General features: G+C 53.3%; 12 protein-coding genes. All 12 read right to left on the bottom strand.

The window, feature by feature from the left end:
• Positions 1 to 15: 15 nt before the first annotated feature.
• Positions 16 to 1,392, bottom strand: coding sequence for a VasL domain-containing protein (locus tag ACJHYO_RS01045; protein ID WP_021574347.1), 1,377 nt, complete (start codon positions 1,390 to 1,392; stop codon positions 16 to 18).
• On the bottom strand, positions 1,392 to 1,820 hold the full coding sequence (gene tssE / locus ACJHYO_RS01040; protein WP_000106967.1) for a type VI secretion system baseplate subunit TssE: 429 nt from the start codon (positions 1,818 to 1,820) through the stop codon (positions 1,392 to 1,394). Before tssE ends, ACJHYO_RS01045 begins: the two co-directional genes overlap by 1 nt.
• Before the next feature lie 3 nt (positions 1,821 to 1,823).
• On the bottom strand, positions 1,824 to 2,360 hold the full coding sequence (tssJ, locus tag ACJHYO_RS01035) for a type VI secretion system lipoprotein TssJ (protein ID WP_000484008.1): 537 nt from the start codon (positions 2,358 to 2,360) through the stop codon (positions 1,824 to 1,826).
• Entirely contained in the window at positions 2,341 to 3,420 is a 1,080-nt protein-coding gene (tssG, locus tag ACJHYO_RS01030) for a type VI secretion system baseplate subunit TssG (RefSeq protein ID WP_000373308.1), read from the bottom strand. Before tssG ends, tssJ begins: the two co-directional genes overlap by 20 nt.
• Positions 3,384 to 5,144, bottom strand: coding sequence for a type VI secretion system baseplate subunit TssF (tssF, locus tag ACJHYO_RS01025; RefSeq protein ID WP_021513786.1), 1,761 nt, complete (start codon positions 5,142 to 5,144; stop codon positions 3,384 to 3,386). The genes tssG and tssF overlap by 37 nt, the downstream gene beginning before the upstream one ends.
• Positions 5,145 to 5,177: 33 nt before the next feature.
• Complete coding sequence (gene tssA, locus ACJHYO_RS01020; protein WP_032341125.1) at positions 5,178 to 6,788, bottom strand: type VI secretion system protein TssA; 1,611 nt, start codon at positions 6,786 to 6,788, stop codon at positions 5,178 to 5,180.
• A complete protein-coding gene (locus tag ACJHYO_RS01015; RefSeq protein ID WP_085455512.1) occupies positions 6,781 to 10,131 on the bottom strand; it encodes an ImcF-related family protein in 3,351 nt (1,116 codons plus the stop codon). The genes tssA and ACJHYO_RS01015 overlap by 8 nt, the downstream gene beginning before the upstream one ends.
• Positions 10,132 to 10,140: 9 nt before the next feature.
• Positions 10,141 to 11,277, bottom strand: a complete 1,137-nt coding sequence (locus ACJHYO_RS01010) for a hypothetical protein (RefSeq protein ID WP_170986207.1) — start codon at positions 11,275 to 11,277, stop codon at positions 10,141 to 10,143.
• Between the two features lies 1 nt (position 11,278).
• Positions 11,279 to 11,539: a PAAR domain-containing protein gene (locus ACJHYO_RS01005; RefSeq protein WP_001117814.1), complete on the bottom strand. Its 261-nt coding sequence runs from the start codon at positions 11,537 to 11,539 to the stop codon at positions 11,279 to 11,281.
• Positions 11,540 to 11,694: 155 nt separating this feature from the next.
• The gene (locus tag ACJHYO_RS01000; RefSeq protein ID WP_000759222.1) at positions 11,695 to 12,798 is read right to left on the bottom strand and encodes a T6SS immunity protein Tli4 family protein; all 1,104 of its coding nucleotides are present in this window, start codon (positions 12,796 to 12,798) and stop codon (positions 11,695 to 11,697) included.
• Between the two features lie 96 nt (positions 12,799 to 12,894).
• Complete coding sequence (locus ACJHYO_RS00995) at positions 12,895 to 14,013, bottom strand: T6SS immunity protein Tli4 family protein (RefSeq protein WP_000759220.1); 1,119 nt, start codon at positions 14,011 to 14,013, stop codon at positions 12,895 to 12,897.
• Entirely contained in the window at positions 13,991 to 15,787 is a 1,797-nt protein-coding gene (locus ACJHYO_RS00990) for an esterase/lipase family protein (RefSeq protein ID WP_001683245.1), read from the bottom strand. The genes ACJHYO_RS00995 and ACJHYO_RS00990 overlap by 23 nt, the downstream gene beginning before the upstream one ends.
• Positions 15,788 to 15,795 lie beyond the last annotated feature (8 nt).

Genomic DNA, 15,795 nt, shown 5'->3' with positions numbered 1-15,795 from the left:
TAAATCCCCCGATGTTTACTGACTTTGTTCCACCTTCGTATCCAGTAAAATGACATAGCGATTCAACAACTGATTTAACCGGGTATCAATTTGCGTCAACAGCGTTGGCGAAACCTCTCCGGTCTGTTTTTGCTCTTCCAGTTGCCGAAGCAGTTCTTCCAGCGGCGGCTCCTTTAACGACTGCCGGATGCCGTACACCGCCGTTTTTAGTTCCGAACCGGTCAGATATCTCCCCTTACGTTCATCCAGTGCATCCAGCTGCGCCGACAGGCGCTGTAGCTGGCTCTGCGCCTGAGCATAGCCATTCAGTGCCTCAGCAGACAGGGCGCTCAGCTCCCGCTGTTTGCGCCACTGCGCGTTCAGCGCCCTGACCTGAGGATTATCCGGCCACAGGGCATCAAGCTGGCGTAGCTGGCGATATCCTTGCTCCAGTGGCCAGCGGGCAGGCAATTTGTTTAACTGCTCCAGTTGCATCTGACTTGCCGCAATTGTTCTGTCCTGAGCCAGCAGCGCCTTATCCTTTACATCCAGCTTTGCCAGTTCGCCGCTCTCCAGCGACTGCGGCAACGGCATGACAGACAGTTGTATTCGCTGGATTAGCGCGTCCGGCTGATTAAGCTGCGACCAGCCCCATAATCCTGTTCCGCCGAGACCGGTCATCACAACCATTCCGGCCATAAATATCGGCCATGTCCGCTGCCGGGAGATTTCAGGGGATGGAACGGGTGGACTGGCATCCTTATCGTTTTGCTGAACGGATCTGGTTGCAAAAACCGGCTGTGGACTTTCCTCTGACTTTTTCGGTTGATTCATTTCCCGGCGGGGTAATTCAGGGGGAGTGATAGTGGTTTCCGCTCCCTGAGGCGCCAGCCGTTCCAGACGCAATGCGGTATTGCGAAACTGCCCGGACAATACGTCCAGCTTCGTCATATGCCACAGTTCACACTGTTGCAGCGTGGTTTCTATGGTAGAAAGATGCTGTACACAACGGTAGATCTGCGGCAGATCCTGATACTGAATATCCAGCGTTCTCAGTGCCTGCTGCATTTTTTCTGTGACCCAGCTGAGCAGTGATATTCTGGAATGTACCTGTACCGGCCAGAAGTCAGCCCAGCGCTGGAGCAGTATATCCAGTGAACCGAGTCCGTCTGCCATCCCTGCCAGCCCCTGCCGTCTGGTTATCGCCAGTACGTAACAGACCAGCGTCTGTAGTTCCACGCCATTTTGCCGGAACAGCGCGAGGCTGAGTTTTTCCACTTGGCGCCAGTCCACGTCTGGCCGGGCCGGGTGAGTCAGTTTACTCATTTCAGCCTGCAGTTCACCGGATTCCTTATACGTACAGGGATCGCCGCCCATGACGAACTGGCTGATAAAATTCGCGTTACTTGCCATCAGTACGCCCGCTCCTGCTGTTTGAGATGACGCAGAACAATTCGTCCTTCCGGAGAAAATACGCCATCAAAGCGTATCCAGCCGGTATCGGGAAGCTGCGCGTGGATCAGGTAATTAAGATGCCCCGGACGGGGCTGGGGGAGTAATTCCACCTGTATCTGACTCAGGCGTGGTTCATAACGCAGCAGTGTTTCTTCAATCTGACGCATCAGGCCATGAATACCCGCAGCCATCCCCTGATGGATCAGACTGAGATCCGGCAGACCGTAATCCGGCAAATGCGCCAGCGTGCCTGCCCGGCAGTTGATAATGCGTTGCATATTGTCCATCACGGAAAGGATAAGCTGATCCCGCTCGCTGATCTGTTCCAGCGGTAACTCGCCGCTGAAACTGAACGTCAGCATTTCATATAAGGAAGGTGTCGACATCGGTTATTTATCCTTGAGAGGCAGCAGTCGCAGGTCGCTTCTCATCAGTTCAATCGAGCGCGGCTTGTCGGCCTCCAGTTCGTCCCTTTTGATCACCAGACGCCAGCTGTCGCTTTTTTCATCAGGGTGATAAAACTGCCCAATAATGGCGACAAACTGCGTCTCTTTATCCAGCGGCACATTCAGGGATGCCGTGCCTTCCGGTTTTACCCAGACGGTGTGTTTTGCCAGTACGTCCTTCTCCAGCGTCTTCTCTTCCTGCATAAACAGGGTGTCGTAATCCGCCTTGTCAAAATCTTCGCGGGTTTTCAGTTGCCAGACATGCACCATCGTGGAAAGCGGCGTATCTTCCGCATCCGTATTCAGGGCGCTGCGGGAGAAGAAATCGAGATGCAGTATTTTGATTTGTTTGTAGAAAACGGCTGAGGCCACGCTTTTCGATTCATCCACCACTTTCTGAATCAGCCCGCAGCCACTCAGAACAACCGTCAGCATCGCCATACAGAGCAACGCCGGACGTTTAAAACGAATAGGAAACATGAGTCATACTCTCCCTGTTACGAATGGAAAAAGCGGGTATTAATCCCTGATAACGCCCCAGACTGACCGTCACTGTTCCGGTCGCGGGCGCGGCAAAGGAGGCGCGAAGGATGCCGGTACGGCTAATCTGTACACGCTGTTTTCCCAGCCGGGCAGCAGGCAACAGGCTGACGGGCAGCGTCAGTTGCAGACGGGCCTGACAGCGCCAGCCCAGATAAACGCGCAGCAGCACCAGCAAATCGCTGTGCAGTTGCCCGCCGGGCAGCCAGCCACGTGCTTCTGCGGCATCTTCGGTATACAGTTTCAGCAGCAACTGGCTGTTGACGTCGGTACCGGTACGCCCCAGCAGCGTTCGCGTTTTCAGGCTGATGCGTGAATTTTTTGACAGACCCGCAGGGGCCGGGAGAATTACAGGCTGCGGATCGTGAGGCACCACCGTGGCTTTCGTCAGCGGGGCAAGCAGCCCCACCAGTGCCGTGACGCCTTCAGCCGTGCGGGTGGGCAGGCGCATCACGCTGAGCAGGGCCAGAAAACGGGATACAGGCGTGGCGATATGGTTCTCGCTGCCGGGAATACCCAGCCCGATTAACCCCAGCAGACAACGGGAAATGTCATCCACGGCACCTGCTTCAAACGACGCCGGGTAGTTATATTTGCGCCAGATGCGGTAATACTGGGTGATAAAGCGATGGTTAAAAATATCGAGAAACGCCATCACTGCGTCATGTCCGTCATGACGCTGGGTAATGTAGTCCAGATAGGCGGTGGGCAGCGGTGAATCCACGCCGTACAGGCCGAGAAAGGTGGTGCGCACCGTGGGTGGCGCGTCGGGATTGTCCACGTCACGTTCAACGTTCTTTAACTCGCTGACCGGAAAGCCCATTCCGGGATGGGGGCGAAAACGCACCGCATCGGCGGCGGGGTTGTCGGTACTGCCCAGCGGCGCTTTCTGCTGGCTCTGTTCCAGCAACTGGCAAAAACGGTAAAAATTGATCCGCGCAATATCCGGGGCCAGCCGGTCGGTCAGCCCGGTACGCGCTGGCTGTGATGCTCTGTCCATTGCAGGCACTTTCCTGTGGGTTGCAGAATTAAGGTCAGTTGAGTGAATAAGTGGATATCGGCATACAGTGCGAAGAAGCGGTGCAGCAGTTCACCAAACAGCGTGATATCACCTTCTCCGGCAAAGCCGTTACTGTCCAGCGTCACCTGAATATCCACGCCACGCAGCAGAAAGCCTCTTTCAAAACGCTGTATCAGGCTGTGCTGAACGTCGACAATCGCCTCCAGACGACGGCGGTTCATCTCGCTTTCGGTCCAGTCGTACAGCGCCAGCGTGCCGCGCAGAATTTCGGCGTTATCCATCATCGATAAAAAGTTAGAACCGAGGTGGCTGAGCACCCGCCAGTGGAAGCGGTCACGCGCCGGGGGATAGCAGGGCTGCGTCGGGGCGCACAGGTTGCGCACCCGCAGGACGTTCTGTGAGGCATGAACTGGCGTATCGAGCAGGGTGCTCTGTAAGGCTTTACGGGGAAGCTGCCCGTTGGTGCCGGTCAGACTTAAGGACAGGGTTTCATCCTCCAGCATCCGGTCGGAATCAAACGCATCGCCGCCCAGAATCAGCCATGTGTCGTGCAAGCCGGAAGGGCCGCGCTTTACCCGCGTGTGGTAATAGCGTTCCGGCGCATCGTGGCGCAGCATCCCGCCCCGGTGACGAAAGCTGGAAAAGGGGACATATGCCTGACTGCCGGTATGGCGCGAAGAAATAATGTTGTCGACGGAATAAATCTCGGTATGCCCGTCCTGAATGCGCATCGGGCGCAGCAGAAATTCGTTTTCCAGTGGCGAAAGGTGTAACGGATCGGCTTCGAGCGGGAACAGGTTGATGACCGGCACGCAGTGCAGACGGATATTATCGCTGTCAAACGGCAGGTCGTGAGGCCAGTTCTCGTTCAGCACCACGTCAATCTCAAAGCCGGTTATCCCCTCCGGCCATGCAACCTGCTCCAGCCCGTTCAGCGCCACGAACATAAACTTCTCGCGGAAGGTGAAATACTCCAGCAGCAACTGGTAACCGCTGAAGGCTGACTCACCTTTTGGCCAGAGCCTGTCATCATCCTCAAAGCCCATCGGGGAAAAGTGTGCGCCAAGCATCCGGCGATCCTGCCCCGGCAGACGCAGCCAGAACTGCTGCGTGCCAAGCGTTAAAGCCCGGTGCAACGCACAGGCTACCGGGCTGTCGGCATTGAGATAGAGCGGCAGGCGGGATAAATCGATCTGCGACCAGTCGCCGACCAGCGGGCCGCATTCAAAGCGCAGACGGATAACCGAACGTCCGTCCGGTTCATATTGCAATGACACGTCCGGCAACGCCAGCGGATGCAGCGTGATATCCCGCGTGGCGCTGTAGAAACAGCGGGTTCTGCGCTCGCCAACAGGGCGCGACAATACCTGAAAATCGCTCAGCGTTTCGCTCTGCTTCATTTGCCGGTGATCTGTCGACAGTTCAACCACGGAAAGTGACGGGATGGTTCGCAGGTAGTGGGGCCACAGCAGGCTGACCAGCCCTTCAGTCAGTTCCGGCAGATCGTCGTCCAGCTTTTCGCGCAGGCGGCCCATTAAAAAGGCGAAGCCTTCGAACAGGCGCTCCACATAGGGATCGCGTGCGCCGGGTTTATCAAGATTAAGCATCGCAGCGCGGTCGGGGTAAGCCTGCGCAAATTCTTTACCCGCTTCACGCAGGTAGCGCATTTCGGCCTCAAAGTAGCGTTGGGTCAGGTCGTCCATCAAAGTCCTTTAATCTGAAATACAAATAAGAAATCAGTCCTTATGCTGCGTATCACACAGTACCGCTGTCCGCGCCGGATCGATTGCCACCAGCGAACCCAGCAGAGCGTCCATTTTCCGGGCAAGCGCCGCCTTGTCCGCGTGGCGATGTGCCCGCAGGCGCAGCAGTTTCAGTTGCCGGGCTTTTACTTCAAACAGCAGTTCTGGCTCCCACTGCGTCAGCGTTATTCCCTGTGCGGCGGTATCCAGTTCTTCCAGCAGCAGGAGCGCCATCTCGTTTTTACCGTACTGTTCCGCCACCCGTGCCATCAGCAGCCGCAATAACAGGCGCTGTCGTGCCGTGGTGATGCCCGGACGGGTCTGTATCCAGCCCAGCGCCGCTTCCACGCCCTGACTGTCTGCCATCGCCAGTGCTTCCGGCTCCAGCGCCAGTACGTCATTTGTGGCGTCGTCTGTCGGTACAGCGGCTTTCCCCGCAAGCCATGCGCCGTCTTCCCGCATCATGACCTGCTGCGCTATCCAGTTGCGCGTCACCTCGTCGGCGAACGGTGTGCCGTCGTTCCATGCCAGATTTTCCAGCCCTGGCAGGCGTTCCAGCAGTAACGCCAGGTCCTGACGGATAACGGCTGTCCACCTGTCCCACGGTACGCCCGCCTTAGTCAGTGCCTGATGCAGATACCACTGAATGTCCAGCCAGAAATGGCTGACGCCAGTGCTGAACATCAGGTCGGCCTGCTCCAGCAGTTCCGTCCAGTTCTGCTGGGCATACAGCCGCTTAAGCTGGTTGCGTGACTCGGTGCGCGGCGGGGCCAGCCGGGTTTTGCCGTCCACATCCGGCGGCAGTTCATGCACCGTGTCCCAGCGCAGGGTTTTCATCAGCCGGTGCGCCGAAAGCCAGCCCTGCGGCTGTTCGTTCAGATAACGGGCCAGCACTTTCGCCTGGTCGAGCAGGTCACGCCCGGAGGTGATGGTCTGTACCTGTGGCGCATCCACCGGGGATGACGGTGCAGTAACGCTGCTGCTGTTTTGCGGCACCACCGCGTTCATCCCGCCCGACTGCGCCAGACGTGATTCCAGCGCGTTAATCAGTGGCATCAGGGAGGGGGAATGCTGGTCTTCGGGCCATGCAGTGAAGGAAACCGTCAGTTGATTAAGAGCGGCAACAATGTTCGCAAAATCCTCTTTTGCCACTTCCGGGTAGCGGGCAAGGCTGTCGAGCATCTTTTCCCCTGCCAGCCACTCCAGCGCCATTTTCCGGCTGGCCGGACGCGAGGGCAGCAGTTGCGTACCGAAGCGTTCCACCAGTCCGGTCAGCAGCGCCAGTCCTTCCGCCAGTCCGCGCTCACCGTCGCGGTGCAGTCGCGCCCAGATGTAGTAAGTGGCGATGCGCACGTCTTTGGCCTGCGTCAGCAGCAGGGATTCGGCAAGCTGGCAGATAAGGCCGGTATCTGTGCCGGAAAGTTTGTTCATTTCGTCGCGTATACGCAGGAAATCGTCGTGGTAGCCGGGGTCTTCCCCGACCGGCGTGTCTGCCGTCACCGGCAGCAGCCATGTCTGCCACAGCGCCGCCTGTGTTCGCGCCACATCCAGTGCATCCCGGTCGGCAAAACAGCTACGGGTCAGCTTTTGCAACAGTTCACTCATCGGCGTCTTCCCCATACTCTTCCGCATCCTTCATACTCCTGCCGGTCAGAAATACCTGTCCCGGCAGGCGGAAGTTTTTCAGCTCCAGCAGCGCCAGCGGCCCTTTACCCTGTTCAACCCGCAGCAGGTAATTCAGCGGCAGGCCATCCTGCGCTTTCCACACCACCTTAAAGGTGCTGCTGTCCACCGGTGTCACCTGCGCCTGTTCCAGCAGGCGAATAAGGCTCCAGCTTCCCCGGTAATCCGCCAGAATGCGTTCCATCGCCTGCGTGCTGGTCCAGCTCAGCGATGCGCCGGGTTGCCACTGTTCATCCGGCCAGTTGAAACGCTGCCAGCGTTCCTTCTGGTTGAAATATTCCAGCTCCTGCCCGTCAATCACCAGATGCGTTTTCATCACGTCACGCGCCGGTTTTGCCCGCAGTTCGAAATGTATTCCCGCATCGCCGCTGGCAAAGGCGGTGTCGGCCACGTCACGCAGGCGGTTCAGGGCGCGGATAAAGTCCGGGTTAACCGTCAGCCCCTGCGTGTTCATGGCGTCAGCCACCCAGTAGCGGCCCTCTCGTTTCAGCACGCCGGAAAGGTTGGCTGCAATAAACAGGTTGATGCGCCCGTCATCGCGCAGGTACTGCGCCAGCAGGGGGAGGGAGGCATCGTTCTGTGAGGCTTTGAACGGATAGCGGCCAGCGAAGTCCTGATTCCAGTGGCTGACAATCGCCCGCTGCCACTGGCGGTTCAGGCTGTCCGCCGCAGGCGTCAGCACCTGCCGCCACGACTGCTCTACCGGGCGAACGAACAGCGCCTGACCGAAGCCACTCCATTCCTCGCCCAGACTGGCGGCGATTAACCGTCCGTAGTCGCGGGTGTCGGTGAGGTCAACGGTTTTATCCTGTAAGACCGTCTGCGCCAGTTGTTGGGTCATCTCCTGCGGGTCGGGGGCGTTGGTCACCTGTTGCAGTTTGAGGCGCACGCGGGTGACGCGGGTGAGGTAGGTCTGTAGACTCAGCTGGCTGTCGCCGCCTCCGGCCTTATCGCCCAGCAAACGCAGCAGCGGCGTGAAGGTTTTATCCAGCGGCCCGACAGGCACGTCGTCACCTTCACGGGATTGCTGCGGCGTTTTCTCCTTGCCGTTAAACAGTTCCTGTGCCGATTTCGCCAGCGAGTCTGACAGACCACGGTTTTCCCTGCCTGTCGCCGCCTGCCACGCGAGGGTGTCCGTCAGCGCAATCAGTGGCGACTGACGGGCATCGGCCATCAGTGTCAGCTGGTCGAGAATGCCGGAGAGCGAGTCTTCCTTTTTCCAGCGAATGCTGTTGAGAAACGCCAGCCAGCTTCCGGCAAAGTCGGTAAAGTAGCGTGAGGTGAGACGGTTACGCAGCGTATCCGGCGAGATATCCGCAGAGGTATCCTGCTGGCGGTCGCTGAGTACCCAGTCGATTTCCTCGCGCCGCGCCGTCACCACCTGCTCGATGGCTTCCCTGACCTGTCCTTCCCACGCCTGACGGGTGAACATCCCCGGCACCGTCTGTTCCGTACTGAAAAGAGATTCGGTGAGGGTATCCCCGGTCATATCCGCCAGCGTCATATCGGCGTAGTTGCGGGACACCTGTTGCAGCACGTTCTGGTAGAGGGTGTTTTCGGCATTACGCACACCAATCTGGCGCAGCAGGATTTTACGTACCGCGCCGGTCAGTTCCGGCGGCGGCGATGTTTTCCACTGCGGGTGTTCCGGCAGGTTCGCCATCCAGAAGGTCAGCAGTGACGGCAGCACGCCCTGCCGCACGCCTTCCGGTACACCTGCATAGCGCAGGTTATCTGTCATCAGCGTAGTGCTGAAAAAGGCGGCGTCGGCCTTTTCCGGGTGAGCGGTCATCAGCAATGCCTTAAGCTGCTTATAGCGTTGTTCGCCGGTGGCGGTACGCTGAGGACTGTTGGGCGGCAGGGCGACAAAGGCGCTCAGTTGCTGTTGCAGATGGTCAACGGCCACGTCGCGCACCAGCCGGTTTGCCGCCTGCGCATAGCCGGGAAAAGCGGCAGCGAGCAGTTGCTGGTTACGTTCAAGGCCAAAACGCTGATACCACGGCGCACCTTCGCGGATACGGTATTGCAGGCGTTCCAGTTCGCCCTGCAGGGTATGCAGCGCCACCAGTTGTTCTGCCAGCGGCAGGCGGGTATCGAGCGCACGCGCCGTCTGGATACCGGTTTCCTGAACAAGAGCGCGGTTGGCGAAGAACGAGGTCGTCATTCCGGCCCCCCATATCACCAGCACGCAGACAGCGGACATCAGTGCGGTACGCAGCCACGGAAAACCCACCGTGCGCCCGCGCGCGTTATCACCCGTCACGCCCGCCCAGACCGGTGACGGCAGCCACGCATGAGGTGCGGCCTCCGGCACGGCGGCAAGCGGCGGGCTGAACATCAGGCCACGCAGGCGCAGGGAAGAAAATGCGCCGCCTGCCAGCAGCGGTTTCAGAACGCTTTGCCAGTGAGCGATACCCCGCTCTGCAAGGGTATGGGCCAGACGCAGCAGGAAATCATGGCGGTTATCCGCCAGCAGTTGCGACATGCCCTGTTCCGTCAGCGGCAGGGTTTGTGCTTCCAGCATTACAGCCAGTTGTTCCGGGGTACAGCGTTCCGGCAGCAGGCAGCCGACGCTTTGCAGAGGGCGTCCGGTCTGATAATCACCGTTGTCACAGACCTGCCACAAATAGAGTGGAGCCTGAAAACCGAGTCGCTTACCGCCGTTTATCAGTTCGCGCCAGCCTTTGTCGAGTTGTGCGGTCTGGCGGCTTTGTTCTTCTGTCAGCGGCCAGATGATGCCGTCCAGCGGACGGCTGCGGCGCAGTTTTTTTAAGGCGGTCAGCAGTGTGACATCAGGCTCCGCTGTTGGCCTGCCGCCATATATCAGCACGGTGTGGTCGCCCTCCAGCCAGTGTTGCCCGGTCAGCCCCGGCGCGATGGCCTCTGCCTCTTCAGGCTCGCCGGTCACCAGCAGCAGGCGGACTTTACGCCGCCAGAACGGACCATAGCGTAACCGAATATTTGAGCTGAGATCGGTTAAAATATCCTCTGATGGAGAAGATACGGGTTGGTCGTTTTCTGCCGAATTTTTTGGTCTGTAAATAAATTGCGCTTTCTTTTGCTTCCGGAGCCACCAGAACGGCGAACACACAACCCCAAGTAACAAAAGCGAAAATAATCCCGCCCATATTCCCCATGTCAGACGAGCAGACACTCCGTTCTTTACCAGAACATCCTGATTAATAATAATTAACAGGGCGCAAATCCCTGCCAGACCAATAATCAGAATTAGATATCCCCAGAAACCGTAACGCTGAGTATGCATTATTTTTCCTCAAGTCCTTGAATAAAGCTTCCGGGTAATCAGGCAAAGGCTCTTTTTCTGAGCATGTTGTGCTGATTGATGAATAATTAACTGATTTTGTTCAGTTTCTTTGGCCGCCTCTGACAGCATTGCCAGAGAGACAGGAAAAATAAACTCTCCTGTAGGGCCAAAGGAATGATCAATCATGTGCAGGGGCCGTTTTTTAGGGAGCGACAGTTGATGTTGTTCAGCATACTGCATAAGGTTTTCTATCGTTCCCTCATCTAAACCAGAGACCCAGACATGCTGTAGTTGTTTGTTATCCAGTTGGTTATATTCAAATAATACATCTAGGTTATGCTCCAGTTCCTCTGGATCTAATGGCATTACACGCCCCAGACCAGCAATAACGGGTATCTGGTGCTGTAGTACAAATGACGACGAGGAGATAAGCTGCGCTGATACCAACTCACTCGTATTTTCAGGTTTATTCTCCGGCCAGTTTTGTAAACAAATAACCAGAATGAGACCATCAAAATCTTCATCATAAAGAGACTGAATTTGATCAAGAGTACTGATCCGTTCAGGAACTAAGTCCCATTGATGAAAAATAGCCAGTCTCACCGTTTCTCCACGCCATTTCTCAGTCTGTAATACGTAGATCGTATGTAGATAATGACGATAATCAGGAAATTGTTGTGTCAGTTGCTGGTGAATATCATTAAATATAGACGAAAGAGAATAACGGGATGCAGAGAATAGCGGTCGTGCCTTTTTAGGATATGCAGGGATCTCTTCCTGTGGCCCCAGTAAAACACTCATGCCTTTTTCTTCCGGTGTAAAAAGAACATTCCCTACTATTGCCAGTTGTTTTTGGCTCCAGTGCTGCCAGAGTTGTTTTATTTGTTGTTTTTCAGATTCCCAACTTATACAGGCGGCAACGGATTGTTCATATTTGTTTAGCGCAATACCAAATAAACATAGCCAAAGAAACAGCATTGGCAGAACGCCATAAATAAAAATATCCCAGTATGTCGCAGAATTCCAGACCGATAAAATAAACAGAGTACCAACTGTTAACATAGATATTAATAATATAATCCAGCGTCGATAAACAGGCTCAGGTAGCATTTTTCTTTCTGGAATATCGGGTACAGGCCATCCCATATTATGACTCGATACTATTTTCTGGTTGAGAACTGATAACCCTACAGCCACATGCACATTGGCAATGATTAACAACGACATTACGACCTTTTTCCGTCGCTGTCGGGTCACCTTCTTGTATGGGATTCACGCCGTGCTTTGGGCAGGAAACCAGATCACCTACGAGAGCTACCTGAATGCCATTGATAAAAAGCGTTGAAGTTGCGGTAATCACCTTACCACCATGAGTCGTGGCATCACCTAAACAAACGATCCCAGGCATAATTTTTACCTCTGATTTATTCACAACTGAAGCACACTTAAAAAAGTGAAAATATAGTTAAAAAGCAGAAAGTCCATTTTCAGCCACTGATATAAATGCGTTGCCGCTATCTTTATATTTTGCGGTGGATATTTCAATACACTTGATTATCTTCCTTACCATTGCGTTGGATGATATTTTATCGTCCCCGTGATATTTTCCCACAGCGCCACAAGCTCATGTTCGGTTAATGCGTTATCAGCGTGTAAGAGGTCAATACTGTAATTCATAACAAGTTTTAATAATTGTTTGTTGTTTTTCTTATCCTCATGGATTGCCAGACTGAATTCATAATCTCGTGATGGTTCTGAGCTCAACATTATTTGCTTACGAACCCACCACTCAGATATCTCCAGACCATTAATTTTCTTCTGACCTTTATACAGGGTTATACCATCCGCTGTTTCCATTACCTGGGCGTTTTCATCTAATAATGAGGTAATATAGCTGTCAGTATCCGTCTGTAAACTTATTTCAATATTGTTGCTGTTTTTATAGCTCACGGACACTTCATACTCTCCAAGCAGGGAAGCATCAACCTGTCCATACTGAATGGCTAGCTTGTTTCCTGACGGGCGCTGGTTGTCCCGGCGGGGCTGTAATCCTGACAGGATAGCCAGCAATTGTGCTTTTTTCTGCGGGACATCATATGAATAGATACCTGGCGATCCCTTTCGATCCACATCATAACGAGCAGGTCGCCTGTCTGTAACATTCATTTTAACTGAAAACGTGACACCCTCTGCCCATTTCCACGCGTCCAGTATTCTTGCAAAGTCCGGAGTATCTCCAGACTCCACCCGTTCAAAAATGAGTCCACTCATTGGCGAGGTCAGTGGATAAACCCCCTTCAGATAGGGGGCATCCTGCGGATCTGCTACAGGCTTATTTCTGAGTTCCTTCTCATACCTGAGCAGAAACTGCTGAAACGGAGGGTAATATTGCAGCTTTGTTTCCACCGGGGTCATCTCTGAACCCTGTATAAACATCACCATTCCCGTTGGCGTAAATTCAGCCGGAAGTGCCACGGAATAAAAGCCAAAATACCGCATTTCGGGGTGTTGCAATAATGAGGTAACCATCTCTTTCTCCCTGTCACTTAATGAATAATGATAGCTGCCGGGTTTGAGTACCAGCCATCCGGCTATTAATATCAACGTCGCCAGCAGTAACCCGTTTCTCAGGCGGTGCGGGTCATTAAGTAAAGGCCATTTTTTCATCTTTATTTACCTGCTGAGCGATCTTTATAATAGAGCGTAATGCCAAAGTTTGACGGAGGCGTTATCTTTAATCAGGCAATATCTAATTATCTTCCTTTACCATTGAGTAGGATGATATTTAATTGTCCCTGTTATACTTTCCCACAGTGCCACAAGCTCATGTTCGGTTAATGCGTTATCAGCGTGTAAGAGGTCAATACTGTAATCCATCGACAACTCAAGTAACTTATTTCCTCCTTTCTTATCTTCATGTATAACCAGTTCGAAATTATAGTTTATAGCGGGTTCTGAACTATAATTATCATGCTGTTTATTCCACCACTCTGAAATCTCAAGACCGTTGACCTTGCGTTTCCCTTTATATAACGTTTCACCACGCTCTGTTTCCATTACACGGGCATCTTTATCCAGTAACGGTGTACCAATATAACTGTGGTTATCCGTCTTTAATGTTATAGTGATTTCTTTGCTGTTTTGATAACTTACGGAGGCTTCATACTGCCCGAGCAGTGAAGCATCAACCTGTCCGTACTGAATGGCTAACTTATTTTCTGACGGGCGCTGGTTGTCTTTGCGGGGCTGTAATCCTGACAGGATAGCCAGTAATTGTGCTTTTTTCTGTGGGACATTATATCGAAAGGTATCAGAAACTTCTTTACTCTTACCTCGCCAGTAACCATCGTAGCGGGCTGCCCGTTCGTCTCGGGCTTTCATTTTAACTGAAAATGTGACCCCCTCAGCCCATTTCCACGCATCTAATACTCTTGCCATATCTGGAGTAAAAGACTCTTCATTACGTTCAAAAATAGCGCCTTTTAGTGGTGGCTCCTGTTGATAAACCTGCTTAAGATAAGGTGCATCCCGAGGATCTGTTACAGGCTTATTTCTGAGTTCTTCCTCATACCTGAGCAGAAACTGCTGAAACGGAGGGTAATATTGCAGCTTTGTTTCCACCGGGGTCATCTCTGAGCCCTGTATAAACATCACCATTCCCGTTGGCGTAAATTCAGCCGGAAGCGCCACGGAATAGAAGCCAAAATACCGCGTTTCGGGGTGTTGCAATAACGAGGTGACCATCTCTTTCTCCCTGTCACTTAATGAATAATGATATGTTCCGGGTTTGAGTGCCAGCCATCCGGCTATTAATATCAACGTCGCCAGCAGTAACCCGTTCATCAGGCGGTGCGGGCCATTAAATAAAGGCCATTTTTTCATCTTTATTTACCTGCTGAGCGATTTTTATAATAGAGCGTAAGGCAAAAGCCTGACTAACGTCATGACGGTAAGCCGCTTCGTGAAGAGCCGGTACTGCCAGACGCTCCTGAATATTCGCGTGAACGATTTGCCCGGCACGCAGAGGCACCGTACCGTCGCCATTTTCACAGGCATCCCGTAGTGTAAAACGCTGTCCTACCCAACCGTACATCACACCGTTATCGCCCTTTAATTTCCATGCCTGCTCTTCCGGCGAAAGCTCATCTTTCACCGTTCTATCGGCACTGATCTCACTTAAATAGAGGCGATCGTCATTCATTTTTGGCTCTGGCGGAGGCTCCCCCATTTCACTGCTTGCCAGAGCGCCGCTCCAAATCGCCGTTTCCTGAGTCCGATGCGCTTCTGGAATTTCCCCTTCTTGTGCTTTTCCATAAAATGAGTAGGTATTCGGATGATACTTATTAACCATCTGTTCGTGGAATGGTTTGACATTATCCTTAATCAGATTTTCATATATCTGCCAGTCACCGTCGATCTGTGTTTTACTCGGTGTGGTAATAAGAGGATTCAACAGATTCTCATCCATCAGTTTCCACCATTTATCCCTGTTCAGATAAAGTCCGCTATAAAGACAATCTTCGGAGTTGCCGCCCTCTTTGACCGGGAGATCTCTGGGGAGTGTTAATGTACTGCCGTCACGATCAACTATTTTAAGCCAGTCGTCACCATAATCATTGGCAGGGAGCAACTCCAGCGCGCCGGAAGACTGGGAGCCAATAGCCACCATTTCTGCTGCGTTGCGGCCAAGTACATGGCTGATGATATATCCTACAGCGCCAGCCGCACCCGATTCCGGATTTTCAGTACCACGCTTCATGCGGGTATAGGTTGCCGCCGCACCGATGGACGGCATTACACCGTGAACAATACCATAAATCTTATCCCGGCCCGGTCCAGGTTCGGTCAGACATTCTGAATAATACCGTGCCACCAGTCCTCCCATTGAATGGGTAACCAGAATAACCTTATGGCACTTCATTTTCTGCTCCTGATACCGCTTAATAATCTTATCGACTTCTTCACTTAGTCTTTTTGCTGAAAGCCTATTGGAACCCAGCCAGTTGTAGCCCACAACATGAACCGGAAACTGATACAGTTTCATGACTTCAAGACATTCTTCATCCAGTGAATCCGGGCCGTACTCCAGCCCCAGTGGTTCATCAATTAATTTCTGATAGGTCGCACTCAGGGTATTGTCTTTTTTCGTGGGCTTATCCCGGTACAGTGCTGTCTGTAGCACATCAAGAAAAGCGCCATAGCTTGCCGCAGCCACCTCACCCCAGCCGCGCCCCCTACGTGAGCCAAAGAGCTTTTTCTCCGGTTCGTTATTTTCCATTACCTTATCCAGTGCTTCAGCGTAACGTTTCTTTCCTTCCTCATCATAATTGGATGAGGGGTAGGGGCGGATAGCTGAGACCTGCTCCTGTATCCCTGATGACAGCGGAATACTTCCCCGGTTGTCTATATCCACCCGCTCAGGATGAAGCACCCTTTTTCTCTCTATTGGCCCTGATGAGGGAAGTGACCAGCCAAGCAAAGAGGTCTCACTATCATATCGCCAGACAGCTTTAGCATTCTTCTTGGAAGACTTTGCTTTCAGATTAGTTCCCATAATTCCGGGTAGAAAAATAACCGGAATGACCCGTAGATCCTCAATTTCAGCGGTGCTAACTTTATTCTTATCGGCCCTGTCCATATGCATCGTCGATGTCATAATTTTCC

It is taken from the genome of Escherichia sp. WS1118 (assembly GCF_046487695.1).
GTDB classification, from domain to species: Bacteria; Pseudomonadota; Gammaproteobacteria; order Enterobacterales; family Enterobacteriaceae; genus Escherichia; species Escherichia coli.
This window is presented reverse-complemented; position numbering and strand designations above follow the sequence as displayed.

Coding starts and splice junctions, on each gene's coding strand:
- ACJHYO_RS01000 (WP_000759222.1), bottom strand. CDS start 12,798: ATGAAAAAATGGCCTTTACTTAATGACCCGCACCGCCTGAGAAACGGG.
- tssG (WP_000373308.1), bottom strand. CDS start 3,420: ATGGACAGAGCATCACAGCCAGCGCGTACCGGGCTGACCGACCGGCTG.
- tssF (WP_021513786.1), bottom strand. CDS start 5,144: ATGGACGACCTGACCCAACGCTACTTTGAGGCCGAAATGCGCTACCTG.
- tssE (WP_000106967.1), bottom strand. CDS start 1,820: ATGTCGACACCTTCCTTATATGAAATGCTGACGTTCAGTTTCAGCGGC.
- ACJHYO_RS00990 (WP_001683245.1), bottom strand. CDS start 15,787: ATGACATCGACGATGCATATGGACAGGGCCGATAAGAATAAAGTTAGC.
- ACJHYO_RS01005 (WP_001117814.1), bottom strand. CDS start 11,539: ATGCCTGGGATCGTTTGTTTAGGTGATGCCACGACTCATGGTGGTAAG.
- ACJHYO_RS01010 (WP_170986207.1), bottom strand. CDS start 11,277: ATGGGATGGCCTGTACCCGATATTCCAGAAAGAAAAATGCTACCTGAG.
- ACJHYO_RS01015 (WP_085455512.1), bottom strand. CDS start 10,131: ATGCATACTCAGCGTTACGGTTTCTGGGGATATCTAATTCTGATTATT.
- ACJHYO_RS01045 (WP_021574347.1), bottom strand. CDS start 1,392: ATGGCAAGTAACGCGAATTTTATCAGCCAGTTCGTCATGGGCGGCGAT.
- ACJHYO_RS00995 (WP_000759220.1), bottom strand. CDS start 14,013: ATGAAAAAATGGCCTTTATTTAATGGCCCGCACCGCCTGATGAACGGG.
- tssA (WP_032341125.1), bottom strand. CDS start 6,788: ATGAGTGAACTGTTGCAAAAGCTGACCCGTAGCTGTTTTGCCGACCGG.
- tssJ (WP_000484008.1), bottom strand. CDS start 2,360: ATGTTTCCTATTCGTTTTAAACGTCCGGCGTTGCTCTGTATGGCGATG.